This window comes from Methanobacterium lacus (assembly GCF_000191585.1).
Classification (GTDB): Archaea; Methanobacteriota; Methanobacteria; order Methanobacteriales; family Methanobacteriaceae; genus Methanobacterium_B; species Methanobacterium_B lacus.
Genome location: NC_015216.1, coordinates 1,484,102 through 1,501,470, shown reverse-complemented (window position 1 = coordinate 1,501,470; position 17,369 = coordinate 1,484,102). Strand labels below are relative to the sequence as shown.

Genomic DNA, 17,369 nt, shown 5'->3' with positions numbered 1-17,369 from the left:
AAATATGGATTGTAAGAATCTATGAATTATTTCAGGGCAATTTCCTTTTTCCTACCCTTCTACAATACATCATTTTTTAAAATATCTTCTTCTTTACCTAACTTACAGTAGTAACCAGTTTTAAGTGAGTATTCTTTAAAGACTGGACATTTAGCACACTGACACTCTTGATCTGTGTCTATATCTGCACAGGTGGATTTTCCAATTGAACAGTATAATCCTGCAATATGCGTGGGTTCGGGCATCAAATCATTTTCTTTCAAATTTTTAAGCAAATCTAACACGCCTAATTTTCTTTCGTTTGCACATACACTTTCCATCTGAACAGGACATTTTACACACAAGCATCTTTCCAGATTTTTTTTATCGTAATCAACTATGGTCATGGATCACACCCCATATACTACATTTAATAAACAATTATTTTTTCAACAACTTATTACACTTTATTGCATCCTAAATTATTATATTTTTTTGTTTGTTTCCTAACTAAACAGATCATTTATTAAAAATTGTCAGCTTTTAAATTATCTTATGCTCACTTTTTTATAGTTAAACTTTTACATTAAAAAGTACAAAGGAAATAAAAAACAGTAACTTAAAAAAATTATTTTTATTAACGGTAGGAGGTTGATTTATGAGTTTTTTGTCATTTGCAGCTAAAAATCCTTTTAGAACAAAATTAAGAACTATTTTCATCGTAATTTTGTTAGTTTTGGGTGTGATAGCCGTAACAGCGAGTGTGGGTGTTTCAGTTTACAGCACAAAATTATTCGGTGAAATGTTCAACAGCGGAGGTGCAGATCTAAGTGTATTGAGTGATGGATACTTATCCACAGGGGATCTGAACAATCTAACCGGAATTAAAGATGTTCAAAGTGCCGTGGGTGTTTCAGGTTATGTAATTTCAGATAACCAAAACAACACATATAATTTAAACGGGTTTTATGGATCTAATCTACTTAACAACACGGATATTCCTGGAATTGGACATATTAACCTCATAAGTGGAGATTGGGATAACAGTTCCACAGGAATCATATTAACAGAAAAAACAGCCAACAGAACTAATAAAAAAGTAGGGGACACATTTTATGTTTCCACACTATCCTCAAACCAGATTTCAAACATGAATGGAACAAATCCTACGGTCCAGGTCACCAACCGAACCCTAAACTCAGATTTTAAAGTTGTGGGAATAATTAAGGACACAGGAAATATCGATGGAATTGTGCAGATACAAGAAGCCAACAACCTGTTATTCAATTCAACAGATTTAAAATTCAATTCAATATATCTTAAAACGAACAACGGCAAATTAGATGAAGTAGAAACAAGTATTAACAGTACTTACCCACAGTACCATGTTGTTGTTGGAGATGCATTGATAAACAGCATAAAAAGCTTTTTATTCTACTTAACCAGCTTCTTCATAGGATTGGGTGCAATTATAATGATGATTGCTACTTTAAAATCTGTGAGCGAACGTACCAGAGAAATTGGTGTGTTAAAGGCTATAGGCTGGTCAAACAGAAGGGTTATGGGAATGATCATGGTAGAATCAGTTGTACAGCTCATTCTAGCATGGATAGCTGCAGCAGTTATCATGGCCATCTTACTGGTGGTACTGGCCCCACAGTTCAACGTGAACATAGCTGATCTGATCAGGGACAACCTGTCAGTTGCCCTCTACACAGTACTACTCAGTTTCGGAGCATCATTACTCATGCCTGTTTTAGGATGCTTAATACCAATGATCCGTGTGCTACGTTTAAATCCAACGGAGGCTCTAAAGTATGAATAACATAATCACCATCAAAGATTTAAACAAGACCTACGATAAAGGCAGGACACATGCCTTAAAAGATATAAATATGGACATAAAGAAGGGTATTTCAATTTCAATAACAGGTCCCTCAGGTTCAGGAAAATCATCGCTTTTGAACATGATAGGAACTTTAGACACGCCAGACAACGGACAAGTAATAATAGATGGACAGGACACATCAAAAATAAAACATATAAATGTGTTTAGACGCAGCAAAGTAGGATTTGTCTTCCAACTACATAATTTAATACCCACCATCAGTGCCAGGGAAAACATTGAGATGGCCATGTACGGCACGGGTTTGTCCCCTGAAACCATGAAAACAAGGGCATTAGATCTCTTAAAAATGGTGGACATGGAAAATTTAGCCGTTCAAAAGCCGAATATTTTATCAGGTGGTGAAAGACAACGTGTAGCTGTTGCAAGAGCACTTGCAAACGATCCTCCAATTATACTGGCAGACGAACCCACAGGATCCCTGGACACTAAAAACGGAGAACTTATCCTCAACCTGCTCCAGCACCATCAAAGGGAAATGGGAGCCACACTCATAATTGTAACACACGACCCAAAAATAGCCCAACAAACAGATGAATCCATAGAGATAGTAGATGGAAAAATAGATCTAGGTACAGAATAATCCTAAGAGAATATTAAAATCCAGTTTAACCTTTCCATTTCTCTTTTTTAAATTACTGGGTAGAAATCAAAAAAAATAAAAATTAATGGAGATTATTATGCTCTCTCAAATGTTTTAAACCTATTAACTGCCGATTTTCTGAGATTATAGGTTTTTGACTTTGATTTTGAAGTTATTGGAGTCTCTTTACCCTAATGTTATTAATGTTCCAGCCTACTTAGTATCTTGCGACTGATAAAATGATTAAAAAGCCTATGAGTTCAATTATGTTTATTAATGTCTGTAGACTTATTGAAATGCTAGGATCATTGAATACTGATACTGTGTAGATCAATTCTTCCATAAAAAATAATGAAACAAATAATAGAATTGCAAGGCTGAATTTGGTTTTAAAAGTTTTATAATTCTTTAAATAAATAATAATTAGTGCGAGAAGAGTTAAAACACTGCCCGCAGATACAATCATGTCTACTTTGACACTTAACATCTGCAATAATCCATCCATGGTTATTCCTCTAAATTTAAATTTTCCAATATTTCATCAAACGTTTCACGACAAGAGTTCATATTATCTGTAACAAAGTATAGTGCACCATATTTCACATTTTTATTACAATAGAGCAGCTTGTGTTCCTTTAATATTTTTAGATGATAGTTAACAGTGTTGTAGTTTAAATTTAGCTCTTCTGAAATTCTGTAGGCATTAAGAGGTTTTTTATATATTAAATTAATAATTCTAACCCTATTTTTTCCTCCCCTACTTCCAGTTAACAACCACAACACAGTTTCTTTCAAGATTACCCCTCATCTTTATAGTTATAACTATGATCTATATATACTTAAACTTTTACATTTAACCTTTTCACTAAAATTTTAAATAGTTCAATGATAACTAAAACTGGTATATGTTCAAAATAAGATTAAAAATGGGATGTAATGGTAATTTTTTTATTTATTTCCTAAGAAGCAACCTCTAAGAAATCATCATTGTAACACTTTAGAACTACTAAATAATTTCGCATCGTTTGTTCAGATCATAAATCTTGGTTTCTGCTCCTATTTCAGAAGATCCTTCCAATATTTCTTTAACCATGATCTCAGTATTTCCACCTTCTCTCGGACTTCCAACCAATCCTAAAACTTTCAAATTTTACATCTAAAAAAATATTTACTTTAAACATGTCGTGTATCTAGGAACGTTTCTAATATTCTTTTCTAAAAAAAAATGTGAAGAGTATTTCATAGTTCATAAAATGTACTACAATCTAACTAGATCAATTCTATTTGTTTCTTTGATTAATTTCTAAATTAATCCAAACATGAATTTTGAAACAGGAATGAAGTGGCACTGCACACATTACATCCTAGTATGATTAGGGTCATGATAAAGTGGATTGCAGATTATACTCCTAATATGAAAGCAGTGAAAATAGTAAGATTTCAGGGTTAGATATATGTTTAGTAAAGCAGATACAGGTATTAATTCTGAAGTATAGTCCCACAGTTTCTACGATTATTGTATTAATAAGTTGTTGAATATATCATTTTATCAAAAAATTATATAAAAAAATTAGGGATTCACAGTTGATTAAAAGTTTATTTTATTGTATGGGGGAATAAAAAAAATGCAATGTGGGAAGATAATATTTCTTTTGTTTTTTCTTAGTTTAACCTTAATATCTGGATTGTCCATGGTCAGTGCTGCAAGTAACACTGTATATGTGAATACAACGGGAAGTGACATATCAGGTACTGGTACCATAATCCATCCATATCACACCATTAAAAAGGGAATAACTAATCTTAAAGATAAAGGAACATTATGCATCGCAAATGGAACGTACAGTGGTATTGGAAATACTAAAATCACAATAAACAAGAACGTTACTGTTATTGGTAGAAGCCAAACCAAAACCATTATCAATGGACAGAAAATCAACTGGATATTCTTTATTAACCCTGGATGCAATGTCTATATAAAAAATTTAAAAATAACCAATGGAAATATAACAACGACGGGTGGGGCCATCTACAATAAAGGTAATTTAACTGTGACGTGTTCAACATTCACAGGCAACACTGCAAATCAAATTGGTGGGGCCATATGGAATGATGCAGGTAATTTAACATTGAAGAGTACAACGTTTACAGGTAACACCGCATATCAAGGTGGTGGTGCCATGGGCTATAATGGTGGTACTGTAAAGGTGACAGATTCCACGTTTAAGCACAACACCGCAGAGATTGGTGGAGCCATCTTTGGTGGGGGTAATTTAACTGTGACCTGTTCCACATTCATATACAACAGTGCATATCAAAAGGATTATGGTAATGGAGGGGCTATCTGTACTGGTGGTGGTTTAACAAAAGTGAGTGGTTCCACTTTTTACAACAACACATCATATAATGGTGGGGCCATCAGTAGTTACGGTTTAACTGTGACTGGTTCTATATTCAAAGGCAACACCGCAGGACAGTTTGGAGGAGCTATCATCAACCAGGGTCGTAATTTAACTGTGATTGGTTCTACATTCAAAAATAACAGCGCAATACTGGGTGGAGGGGGTATCTGTAGTGGGGCGGCTCCTTTAACATATGTGAAAGATTCCACATTTACAAATAACACTGCACAATCTCGTAGTGGTGGGGCCATCTTTGATTTTGGTAATACTATAACTGTGAAGGGTTCCACATTCAAAGACAACACAGCACCAAATGGCGGAGCCATAAGCACTGATAATGGATATGGACTTATTATTTTAAATGTTACAAATTCCACATTCACAAATAACAACGCAACAGGTAGTGGTGGAGCTATCTGCAACAGTAATATGGGTACTTTAAATGTGACTTGTTCCACATTCACAGGCAACAAAGCACAGAGTGGCGGGGCCATCTACACTGCACATGGTTGTACAGTATATTTGACAAGTTCCACATTCACAAATAACAGTGCAACAAAGTATGGCGGTGCTATCTACAATGAATATGGTACCTACTGGGGATATGGTGCCGTTAATACAGTTTTTAATAGGTTTTATAACAACACTGCAGATATTGGTGGGAATGCTATTTACACGAATGGTAACAAAAATTTTATTGCTGATAATAATTGGTGGGGTTCCAATAATCCTGACTTTTTATCTCTTACAAATGGTACTGTGACTCCTACAAAGTGGTTGGTGCTCACTTTCAATACAAGTATGCCACTAACTTCTTCAGGGTCTGTTTTAACTGCAGATTTAACCTGGAATAACTTAAACCAACAAACCACTGGAGGATATATAGCAAACGGTACACCTGTAATTTTCAGCATGTTAAGCGGACAGGGAAGTGTAAATCCCACCAACACCACAACACAAAATGGTATTGCAAAATCAACCTATACCGCCACAATATTTGAAACTATTGCTACGGTTAATGTCAATGTAGATGACGAAACATTAAGCCAGGACATAACAGTGAATTAGACGAAATCTAATTTAAATGGGTAAACATAATAACCAAAAAATAATATTATTCCCTTTTTTTTCAATTTTTTTCTAAAATATTTAAATGGAAATATTTCATTATTAGAATAATTCTAGGTTCGCTCGTTTATTGATAGACAAACATTTTTTCATATTTTTTTCTAAAATATTGAATACAAAAAATAAAAGTTAAATATTGACAGTGATATTATGAACGATTCAAAATTTGAAGAAATAAAAAATGCATTTTTTGATAATTTTGATAATTTTGATCTTATAGATCAGACCACAAATTTCAGCCCGGGTTTAAACACGAACCTGATGTAAAAAGGTTTATGAAACATCTGTATCATCCGATGGATTTAGAACCAGATGAATATTTGTAAATTCATTTGTCAAATAATGAAAATAGTATTATAAACCATGGATCTATCATAGCAAGGCATATTTCAGAATTTTTAAATATTATATTTTTTCTGATATCTAAGATTCTGGTTTCAATATTAATTGCAGTAATTGTTTTGGCATTGTTGCCATTGGTATGTGTGATGATTTTAATTCATAATAGGTCCATCCTTCCCTATTGGATGCAATTTTTTCAGTTGCGACTTTAGTTGCATCGGCAAATATGCTTTCTGTACAGAGAATATAAGTTTTCGGTATGTTTTTTATTTTTAAAGCATCAAAATCCAGTTTTTCGATGTAAGGTGCAGCTGGTTCTAGTCCGTTGAAAGACAGTGGGTCACAACCACCTGAAGCTATAATATCAAAAAGGGACTGTCCAGGATCGGGCACTGCGGCATCTATATATACCATACTCCTAATTCTATCTGGCATTTCTGCAGCTACTCCTGTAATAATCATACCGCCGTAACTGTGTCCAACTAAGACTACATACTCCAGATTATTTTTTAAAATTAATCTTTTAATTTGGTCGATATGTTCTGTAAGTGTGCTGCTGTGTTCATCTAAAAGAGTTGGAGCAAAAACCAAGTGATCATTCTCTTCAATTAATGGTTTTATAGTGTTCCACACTTTACCTCCCATTTTACCATCAGGAGTACAAACCTTTATTTCAGCAAGTTTGTTCCAGGTCTCAGTGGACATGTTGCCCCCATGGACAAGAACATAACTGCTCTTTTTATGAGTATTCATATTCAAACCCTTCCTATTCAATCATTCTCTTACATTATATTCAATATTATGTTTATTCCACTTTGGAGGAGTGAAACTGTAATGAAATCTCGATTGAAAATGAAATTATGGTCAAAAACATGAAAAATGAATCTTTTGGCCTGACCATACCATAACCATTAATTTTTTTTAGAAATAACTTTTTTATTATAATTGTGGTAATTATAATGATGTGTTAGTTATTTTATCAATTTTCAAAGTATCATAGTACTCCTGTGCCTCAGGTTTGACATTAAAACTATGCACTAATTCTTTGTTTTCTTCAACAATTTTCTTCACATCATCCAATGTAATATTGAAAAATTCTTTTCTACTATTTACTTTATTCACTCTTTTACTGTCAAATCGTTTGTGTAATTCCTTTTCTAACTCAAAAGCTTCTTTATTAAAAATAAATACATGGCTATCGAATTTAAATGGAACAGATGCGTTTGATAATTCCCTTACTCTATCTTGAGGTTCATCTCTTCTTGTAACCCCAATTTTATACACGTTTTCTCCGAATGAACCAATATTTGATAAAATGTACACATATCCTGCACCTGTTCGCTTTCTTCTATCTGCAATCTGATCAATATCTTCGTTACTTTTTGCTAAAGCTAATTCTAATTCTTTGATTTTTAGTTTTAGTCTTTCTTTTTCTTCATCAGATTTACTTTCTCTTAATTCTGCGCCTATTGTGTTTATATCGTTTTCCAAACTCTTTTTTTGCTCTTTAATCTTTTTCTCTTGAGCATCTAACTGCTTTTGTATTTTTCGTTCTTCTTTTTCCTGTTCTCTTGCTTCTCTCAATAGTTCCTTTTCTTCTTGCTTCTTAAGTTCATATTCTATGGCTATATCAAGTTCTTGTAGTTTAAAATCTAAATACTGTGGAGTAATATTAACACGATTTCGTTCATTTAATTTATTTAAAATATCATAAGCTCGGTTTATTCTTTTAACTGAATTTTCCCTGTTTGAAAGTTTCACTTTGCTTATTATCATATCACATTCTAAATTAAAATTTTTAAGAATTTGTTTTAGATTAGCATTGGTAAATGCTTTCCCTTTTTGCTTACTATTATCAATTGTCCATTCAGTTGAACAAATTGCTGCCATTTTATCCTTTACCAATGCTTTTTGTTTCTTCCTGATAGCATCCCATTTTTCTTTATATAGTATTGCTGTTAAAAAATCATATTTTGGTTGATATAAGCCTATTTCTTGCATTTCAAGTTCATCATCTACTAATATCAGTCCTTTCTTTTTCTCTTTTAATTCATTATCTAAAATAACTAATTGAGATTTTTTTTCTTTCATTTTAGCGTTCATTTCTTTTTCCCTTTGTAATTCCATAGCCTCCAATTTGACGTCTATATATGCTAATTCCTTTTTTTTACCTTCTAGTTTTTCATCAATTTCTTTGACTTTTTCCCTTTCTTTTTCTTCCAAAATGGCATCTATATTGGTTAATTCCGTTTTTTTAGCTATCAATTCTTCATTTATCTCATTTTCTCTTTGATTGACCTTTTTATTTAAATAATATGTTCCAATTATTATCAAAGGAATCCCAAAAAAGATTCCAATTATTGTTATAGACAGGAGTATGCCTATTATTATTAGTATTAATCCCTTATCTTCTCTGATATTCATTTTTATCACCTTATTATATTATTCTAATTAAATAATACGAATTAATTCTTTATACGTGTTAATGGCCCAATGAACTTATTTTCTTGAGTAATTAATTCTCAATTTCTTTTAGAATCTCTTTCAAATATTATATTTACAATTATCCCTTGGTTTCAAACTTATTTCCGAAATATGAATACTGATTTTAAATTTCAAGATTCATATTCATTCCTTGATCCGTTTAATCGATTCTTTGATGCCATTATTTAAAAATACTCCAAATGATCCCCCTAAAATTCCTAAAATAAAGTACAGGATTACAAACAATATAAATTCAACTGCATTTTAATTGTAAAACAATTTGGTCCGGAGTTTGAAGTTGATGTTGTAGTTGTTGCATGGAATGTAGATGTTAATGCACTGTTAAACATTCCTGCAACTCCCATCAAAACAAAATATAATACTCCAACAATAAAACAAATTAAAACCACAATTATTAAGCTTAAGAAAGCACCGTTAATACTGCATTCTATAAAAAATTATGGCTCCCCAACATTCTAGAGCAATAAGCGAACCAAAGAATGCCATTAATAAAAGTATTACAATTTAAAATAAATTGGAAGTCCGAAGGCATAGCACATATTTTGTTTAACTTTATTTTCTTGTTATATTATTATCTGAATACTTTACTTCCAAATTATCTCAAGTATTCATAAATATACGAAATTTATAAACCCCGGAATATTAAATAATACTTATTCGCATTTTGTTGTTTTGAGGGGGAATCAGTTTAGTGATACTAAAAATTCTAAAAGAATTGAATGCAACAATAAATGCATTAGATCAGGAAACAGACAATTTAATTCCTATCTATTAGACTAATGTTTCTGAATTTTAGTTGCATCCTCCTTTTGATAACGTAGGATGAAAAATATGCTATAGAAGAAACTTCTTGATTTATTAGAGAGAGATTGATTTTTTCTATTGAAATCTAAATTGAATCTTAGGAAATTAATAAAATAAATTCAAGGGGTATAAATAGAATAAGTGGGGGTAGTAGCATTTCAAAAATTTGTATTGTATGTGGACAAGAAAATCCAAATAATGCTACATTTTGTTTAAAATGTGGTGGAAATATTGATGATAATTACGAAGCGTATAAAGGAGTTTATTATGGTATTTATGAGTACGGCGAGAAAAGTACGGGTGAAAAAAGAAAAGATATGAAACAAAATGTTGACAAAAAATTCAACGAACACAAAAAAATTATGATGAAAAAACAAAGTGGTAGTTTTAAAAGGCAATTTAATTTACAAATCCGTGAAACTTCTATGGGAACTTTTGGTCATGATAGAGCAAATTTTAATGGTGCAGTAGTTCAAGTAGCTGAGGATAAATTAATCATAACTAAAAAAGGGACATTTACGGGTCGTGATCGAGGTAATATAACTTTAAGATACTTAGATATGATATCATTAGACGAAGATCGTGGATGGGTTTTAACAACTGTACAAATCAGAATGGATGGTAATCATACAGTTAATCTTCGATCTAATAAAGAAGAGATGAGAAACTTCTTCACGGTTTTGAAACAAGCCGTAGATACTTGTAAGAAATGTGAGCGGACAAAAGAAACAAAAGCACATCAAATTATTAACGAATCAAAAATAAATAGTAACACTATGTCAGAAGATCCAATTGACAAATTAGTTAAACTTGCTAAATTGTTGGATGATGGATTGATTGATGAGAATGAGTTTGCTAATTTGAAAGCTAATGTTTTGAAAAAAAACTAGCAATATTGATTTATACTAAGTAAAAATTTATGACACCATGGATGTTAAATGGTAAGAGAAGAATATTTAATAAGATTTGAGGTAATTAAATACTTTAATATAGGTAAGATTAATCAATTAACGAGGTATCATTGACTTGGAGTATGATTTGTCTCTTAAACGATTAAAAAAAGATTATTTGAGTCTTATAACCTGTGAAAAAATAATAATAACTAATAATGGCCTTATACGACTAAGATATAATATTTCTGATGAAGAAATTAAAGATAATCCTTTAGATCTTAATGTAATTGGTGAAACTACTATCAACTTACCATTTCAATAAGCTCATTTTGAAACAATTGCTACTAAAATTAAAATACTTATTTATATAATATTTTCAAATTCAATTTTTTCCTTGTTATTTAAAACATCATTTTAACCCTATATAACCATTCTCATTATATTCGTAGTAACTTTCAATTTAACATTATTTTTTAATTCTATATTTTATGAATTCAAATTCCTCTTTAAAGATATATAAAAGATTTATCTGAAAGAAATTTTATTATTATATTTATCAATACCTTGGTGAATAGTAACATCTACAGAAACCATAATTTTCATTATATAATTGGAATGAACAATCTTTACAAGGTACAGGCATAATTTCAAGCGCATCGCTAACTCTAAATATCTTATTTTTGAGTTTTTTACAATTTTCACATGCTTGATCACCAACTGTCATTATTTCAACTTTTTCAACTCCTAAACTTTGATAATATAACAATTCTGCTTTTGAAGATTCTTGACGAATTTTAAGATAGTTTCTTCCTTCAGAATTTAGATATAATGCAATCTGATAATTTATCATTTTTAATGTTTGCAAATCATTATTATTCTGAATTAAATCATTATAAATTGATAATATCACTTCTACATCATCTGGTTCAGAGTTAGATTGTTGAGAAATTTCATTTTTACGTAATTTAAAACTTCTTTCACTAATTCCATAACCTTCAAGATTCCTTAAACAGCTATTTCTATTAGAAATACCACGCCATTCATTTTCTATTTCCTTTAATTCATCTTCAGTTACTAACACTTTTTGGCGTGTTGATGGAGAAGTACGAACATAAATAAAATTTTTACAATGTGGACATTTTTTCTTTCTTTTCGGTTCAGTTTCTAAATTCCCCTTACAATATGGACAAAAAATATCAGATTTTCGTTTAAGTTTATCCTCATTTTTAGGTGCTAGATCAAGTTTAATTGGCTTACCACATTCTTGACAAAAAATTGAGTAATATAAATTTTTAGTTCCACAATATGTACATGGAATAGTGACCTCATCAACTATAGGCTCATCCATTTTATCTATAAATATTTCATAGGTTCTATTAGTTGTTGAAACATTCAAACCTTTATTTGTAATATACAAATCATAAATCCTGTTTTTGAAGGTTAGTATTGATATTAAATCACCATTGTTACTAAAAAGCCTTAATTCATTTGATGTTTTTAATAAAAATCCTCCATTATACCAAAACAAATCGCCTTGTTTCCATATTTTTATATAATTAACATATTCATCATTTTTAAGTATGAACAAATAATAATTTGTTTCAATAAATAAGTAAAAACCTCTTTTTTTAATTGATTTAACAACATCATGACAATTATATATTCTTTTAACGATCCCGTCTATGGATAAACAATATATCTTTCCTGAATAACAACCCAAATATAATTCTTCGCCATTTAAACCCAAATATGTTGAATATATCCAATCTTCTTTAATTCCACTTCCTATTCCAATCTCTAAAGTAAAAGCCAAGTCTGTGTTTGGTACTTCATATTTGGTTTGACTCATTACTTTGTAATAATAATATTTATCCACCCCAAACTCAGCTAAAGTTCCTTTAGCGTTTTCTTTGGTAAGATATTCGTAAGCAGTTATGATCTCTTTTATTTTTTCTTCAGATTGAGGGTCGTGATTTTGATCTGGATGATATTTAAGCACTAAACTTTTAAAATTCTTCTTAATTTTACTGTAATCCGGATTCCCATCAAGGTTAAGTATAGCCATATTTTTAATAATCTCGGATCTATTAACTGAACCACTAATTTCTCGTTTTTCCCAACCTTCTTCTTCTGGCATATCGTTATTTGGAACTTTCCAACTATCAATAATTACAAGATCTAAATTCATTAAATAAATTTTATCCACGTTAGTAAAGAGGAAATAATTACCATCGGGTGAAATATCCACACATCTAATATGATATTTGTTTATTGCAATCGAATTTAAGTCATAACTTCGGATTAAACCTGTATTAATAGAATACAAATATAAAATTAAATCACTTGAACTTACAATGAACTTGTCTGAATTTTCTGAAAAACTAAATCGATATATTGAATGATCAGCTGAAAATTCTGATCTAAGAGTTCCTGTATAATTCCTAACATTGTAAAAAGAACTATCATATCCACTACCAGCATATATTGTGTTAAATCCCAACAATGACAGTATGTTCCAATCTTTAACTCGTGGATCATTATTTTTATTAAATTTTATTTCACTAGATAAATGAACTAATTTTTCATCTGTTTGTGATATTGAGATGTCGGGTTCTTCAATAATTTCAATTTCCTCAAAATTAGAGTTCGGATTAATTTCATTTAATTTCTTGGTTAATTTGTTGAATCTTTTCTTATCAGTAGTAGTTACATCATCTGAACAATAATCAAAAAACTCCTCAAAAGTTTTATAAGCATTGAAATATTTTTCTTCATTAATTTCATCTTTAATTATTTTCCTGTAAGTCCGTAAGAGGTAAGTTCTAACTCCTTGATGAGGATTAGGGTAATTTAAAAGCTTTAAAAAGGTTTTTTTGGCTTGTACATAATTATTTTGCTTATATAAAGATTCACCTTCATTATAAATGTTCCAATACTCTCTGGATTTTTTGTCTACAAACTCTTCCTTGTCTAATTTCGGTAAATCTATTACAAGTGCATTTGCTAAATCTAAAAGATTTTTACTTAATATTGGATCTGAAGATGAATTTTTTCTGATATGAATAACCCCCTCGTTGAAAAACTAAATTTAGTCTATTCCCTGATTAGTTAAACTTAACTAAAATCAGTATTATGAACTAATTCTCCTTTTCAAGTTGATGAATATGATAGTTTTGCAATCTTGGTAAGGATTAGATCCAGAGAGCTGGAGAGACTAATAAGAAAATAGATTTCAAGGGGGTTGAAGATTAAAGAAGGAGTTACACAAGACTCAAGATTCATAAAGTCCGATCCCTCTCAAAAAAGAGCCCTTGAACCATTAGTACAACTTCAAACCTAGAAGAAGCAAACTAGGCGAATGCCCTGTAAAGGAAATTTCTATTTTAGCTACAAATTACATAGTAAAATCGATATTAGTCCTCAGTTAATAGGGAAATCTAACTTCACAGAATTATTGTACAACAGGCTGTATTATTATTTAATGGCATTATTCTTGATACCACCTCCCTTTACTTGTTAAATTGCAATTTATTTAATTTTGCATCGATCTTCTGAATATTGGTATAGCAATGGCCATTGTAACAACACCAAATCCTATTAGTATCAGTGTTTGACTCATAACATCTCCAATATTTGCATTTAAGAGCATTATTTTTCTCAATGCATCTGCAGCATATGTTAATGGGATTATTTTAGCTATATCTTGTAGGAACCATGGTAATGTTTGAAGTGGAATGAATATTCCAGATAAAAACATCATAGGGATCACTAACAGGTCTATTATTGTATCACCTGTGGCCTGATCTTTAGCCAATGACACTACTATCAATCCCAACCCTATGAAGCTGAATATGCCCAGTACTAACATGAAGAATGTTAATATGATGCTTCCATTAACTGTTACTCCAAAGATTGCAACTGCCAATACCAGTATTATGGCAGCTTGACACAATCCACGCAAACCTAATGCTGCTGTTTTACCAAGTAAGATAGAAACTTGGTTTATAGGTGCAGATAGTAAACCATCAAACGTACCCTTTTCACTCTCTTTGGATATAACTTCAGGCAGGGCCGACATGACGCTGAACATAACTATCATCATCATGAGTCCAGGTGCCAGGAAGTTGAAATTATTAGTTTTGCCAGGTATTGTAGTTTGAACATTTGTAGAGTAGGGGAATATTGTTACTTTAGCTGCTTGTGCATTTGCAGTTTGATTGGTTGCAGTACTAGTATTCATTACATTCTGCGTGGCTTGAATTCCATTAATTTCGTTTACTGAATTGGAGGCCACACTTTCTAACTGTGTTGAAAGTTGAGGGTTACTATTATCCACATAGAAGATTACATTCGCCTGTTGTCCATGCGTCAGGTTATATGAAAATCCTTGCGGGATAATATATGTTCCATCTAATTTTCCTTGGGTTATCTGCGTCTTAGCAGTATCAACATTTGTAAAATTTTGTAAACTCATTGTGTTATTGGCATTTTTATTTAATGTATTGAGTTCTGTTATAAACGCATTACTTCCCTGTCCGTTGTCAAGATCAACAACTCCGACTGGCATATCTGATAGTGTGGTTGCACCTGGAAATACGAATCCAAACAGAAGTAGAAATGCTATTGGCATGATTATGATACCGCCTAGGGTACCACGGTCAATTTCAAGGAGTTCTTTATGCATTATGTTGAAACTATCTTTCAATATTTTTATTGCATCCATTTTATCACATTGTCCTTTATTTTAGTGTTTTCCAAATTTTAGGAAGAATTTGCTGCAGGTGTATCTCGTATTTCTTTACCTGTGACTGTTAGGAACACATCCTCTAATGTTGCGTCATTAATGTTTGCTATGGAAGAAATCTTTCCTCCGTCAAATCTTATGGTATCTATTATCTCTTCAAGTGAATCGGGTCCTTTGGCACTAATTTTAATATTGTGTTCATCTTGTTTTGACAATGCGGTTACAACATCCAATGATTTGATATTTTCAATCATCTCCACTGTAAGATTGGTTATTTCCATTTTGAATATGGTTATATCTGTATCTGATAACATCTTTTTGAGATTTTCAGGGGTATCTAAAGCTGCTATCTTTCCATGATCGATAATTGCTACACGATCACTCAATGCTTCTGCTTCAACCATGGCGTGAGTTGTTAGTATGACTGTCACACCTTTGCTATTGATATCTCTGATAATTTCCCTGACAGAAAATGTTGTTTGAGGATCCAAGCCTAAAGTCGGTTCATCCATGAAAATTATTTTAGGCTCGGCCAACAATGCTCTTATAATATTGATTCGCTGTTTCATTCCTGTTGAAAACGTGTTGATCTTGGTATCTTTCCATTTTTTCATATCAATCAGTTCCAGTAATTCATCAATTCGTTTTTCTAACTTTTTTTTAGGGATTCCATAGAGTTTTCCAAAGAATCTTAGGTTTTGACCTGCAGTTAGTCCGTCGTACATTATCAATTTTTCAGCTACAAGTCCTATATTTTCTCGAACTTTTCCAGAATCTTTGCTAAGGTCATATCCAGCTATTTTAGCAGAGCCAGATGTTGGTAATGCCAGTGTGCAAAGCATTCTTATAGTTGTACTCTTACCTGCACCATTAGGTCCTAGAAACCCAAAAATTTCACCTTCTTTAACTTGCAACGATAAATCATCCACTGCAGTAAAGTCACCATACTTTTTTGAGAGGTTATTTAATTCTAAAGCATATTTTGTCATATTATTCTCCATTCTTGCCTTTTTGACGATAGCTAACGCTAACTTGAAAAATTATTGAGTCAAAGTAATAAATCAATGATTGAATTTTGATGTTCGTAATTTTTAGTTTTAATAATAGCTAACGCATTCTGTAGGTTTTTATGCTATATTAATTCCTAAACTCTCCCGCACATTTTAATCATTGATATATTTTTAATGATAGCTAACGCTAATTAGGTTAATTTTAGATTAAATTATAATTAAATCGGTTCTGTAGATCTATTCTAAAGTTTCGTATATTTCATTAATTCTTTCTTTCAACCTTTCTATTCTCTCCTTTTCAGGATTGAGCTTTTCTGTTTTAATATCCTCCAAATAGGACACATCATTTTCCATTTCTGCTAAAATGTTTTTTATTGACCATACTTTTCGAATATTTTCTTCAGGTTTATCTTCTTTAAAACGTCCCAATAGTTTAGAGTTAAGCTTTCGTCCATTTTCTGTCAGATCGTATTGTCCCTTTGAATTTTTGACAATTATATCTTCAGCTACCATTTTCTTTAGCATGGGATATACTGAACCAGGTAAAGGCCCTGCATTTTTGTAAGGGCCATTTGGACTTATAGTATGAGCTTGGACAGCTTCCATGATCTCAGCACCATTAGTTAGTCCATTTTCATCTAGTACATGCATTATCCACATTCTTAGGCCACCTAATTTTTGCATTCCTCTAATAGTTTCATGACATGGATCATAAATCTCATGGTCATGAAATTTGTCATTATTTTCTTCCATATTCTTATTTTCCTCCAAATCAATTAATTGATATAACTCAAATATTTGATATTAAGAAAATGAATTAAACAACGTTTTGAGTGTATTATCAACAATTTTTTGATAAATTATTCAATTACTTGATATCAAATACTTATAATATTACGCTTATGGTATATAAAGGTTTACTTAAAATAAATATTTTGAAAAATTTAAAAATCCAAATAGCCTTCTAATAACGGAGGATTTGCAAATACCGAACATGTGTAGCTTATTCAAATTAATGTATAAAATTATCAAGAACTTGAATTGAAATAGAAAAAAAATACTTGCAATCTTTA

At 31.3% G+C, this 17,369-nt stretch carries 14 protein-coding genes; 4 read left to right on the top strand and 10 right to left on the bottom strand.

From position 1 onward, the window contains the following. Positions 1-59: 59 nt before the first annotated feature. A complete protein-coding gene (locus METBO_RS07390; protein WP_013645073.1) occupies positions 60-386 on the bottom strand; it encodes a DUF2769 domain-containing protein in 327 nt (108 codons plus the stop codon). Between the two features lie 251 nt (positions 387-637). On the opposite strand from METBO_RS07390, the gene METBO_RS07385 reads away from it, so the two are divergent. Next, complete coding sequence (locus METBO_RS07385; protein ID WP_013645072.1) at positions 638-1,804, top strand: ABC transporter permease; 1,167 nt, start codon at positions 638-640, stop codon at positions 1,802-1,804. Further along, positions 1,797-2,468 (top strand): ABC transporter ATP-binding protein, encoded by a 672-nt coding sequence (locus METBO_RS07380; protein ID WP_013645071.1) that lies wholly within the window; start codon positions 1,797-1,799, stop codon positions 2,466-2,468. The genes METBO_RS07385 and METBO_RS07380 overlap by 8 nt, the downstream gene beginning before the upstream one ends. 217 nt (positions 2,469-2,685) lie before the next feature. Here METBO_RS07380 and METBO_RS07375 read toward each other — a convergent pair whose 3' ends face one another. From METBO_RS07375 to METBO_RS13215, 3 genes are all read right to left on the bottom strand, one after another. Beyond that, positions 2,686-2,973, bottom strand: coding sequence for a hypothetical protein (locus METBO_RS07375; protein ID WP_013645070.1), 288 nt, complete (start codon positions 2,971-2,973; stop codon positions 2,686-2,688). Positions 2,974-2,975: 2 nt separating this feature from the next. Then, positions 2,976-3,263: an ArsR/SmtB family transcription factor gene (locus tag METBO_RS07370; protein ID WP_013645069.1), complete on the bottom strand. Its 288-nt coding sequence runs from the start codon at positions 3,261-3,263 to the stop codon at positions 2,976-2,978. A 211-nt stretch (positions 3,264-3,474) separates the two neighbouring features. Then, on the bottom strand, positions 3,475-3,615 hold the full coding sequence (locus tag METBO_RS13215) for an NAD(P)H-dependent oxidoreductase (protein WP_083804472.1): 141 nt from the start codon (positions 3,613-3,615) through the stop codon (positions 3,475-3,477). 478 nt (positions 3,616-4,093) lie between these two features. Here METBO_RS13215 and METBO_RS07365 point away from each other — a divergent pair, with 478 nt between their 5' ends. Further along, positions 4,094-5,938 carry a right-handed parallel beta-helix repeat-containing protein gene (locus tag METBO_RS07365; protein WP_013645068.1) on the top strand — a complete coding sequence of 615 codons (1,845 nt, stop codon included), beginning with the start codon at positions 4,094-4,096 and terminating at the stop codon, positions 5,936-5,938. 483 nt (positions 5,939-6,421) lie between these two features. On the opposite strand, the gene METBO_RS07360 is transcribed toward METBO_RS07365, so the two are convergent. Both METBO_RS07360 and METBO_RS07355 read right to left on the bottom strand, forming a co-directional pair. Further along, positions 6,422-7,093 carry an alpha/beta fold hydrolase gene (locus tag METBO_RS07360; protein WP_013645067.1) on the bottom strand — a complete coding sequence of 224 codons (672 nt, stop codon included), beginning with the start codon at positions 7,091-7,093 and terminating at the stop codon, positions 6,422-6,424. A 201-nt stretch (positions 7,094-7,294) separates the two neighbouring features. Further along, complete coding sequence (locus METBO_RS07355; RefSeq protein ID WP_013645066.1) at positions 7,295-8,764, bottom strand: DUF4041 domain-containing protein; 1,470 nt, start codon at positions 8,762-8,764, stop codon at positions 7,295-7,297. Positions 8,765-9,966: 1,202 nt separating this feature from the next. Here METBO_RS07355 and METBO_RS07350 point away from each other — a divergent pair. Further along, complete coding sequence (locus METBO_RS07350; protein ID WP_013645065.1) at positions 9,967-10,539, top strand: SHOCT domain-containing protein; 573 nt, start codon at positions 9,967-9,969, stop codon at positions 10,537-10,539. 559 nt (positions 10,540-11,098) lie between these two features. Here METBO_RS07350 and METBO_RS07345 read toward each other — a convergent pair. The 4 genes from METBO_RS07345 to METBO_RS07330 all read right to left on the bottom strand — a co-directional run bounded on the left by METBO_RS07345 (position 11,099) and on the right by METBO_RS07330 (position 17,049). Further along, complete coding sequence (locus METBO_RS07345) at positions 11,099-13,045, bottom strand: DnaJ domain-containing protein (protein ID WP_013645063.1); 1,947 nt, start codon at positions 13,043-13,045, stop codon at positions 11,099-11,101. 1,029 nt (positions 13,046-14,074) lie between these two features. Beyond that, a complete protein-coding gene (locus METBO_RS07340) occupies positions 14,075-15,265 on the bottom strand; it encodes an ABC transporter permease (RefSeq protein WP_013645062.1) in 1,191 nt (396 codons plus the stop codon). Positions 15,266-15,303: 38 nt separating this feature from the next. Further along, positions 15,304-16,275, bottom strand: coding sequence for an ABC transporter ATP-binding protein (locus tag METBO_RS07335; RefSeq protein WP_013645061.1), 972 nt, complete (start codon positions 16,273-16,275; stop codon positions 15,304-15,306). A 258-nt stretch (positions 16,276-16,533) separates the two neighbouring features. Then, entirely contained in the window at positions 16,534-17,049 is a 516-nt protein-coding gene (locus tag METBO_RS07330) for a PadR family transcriptional regulator (RefSeq protein WP_013645060.1), read from the bottom strand. Positions 17,050-17,369 lie beyond the last annotated feature (320 nt).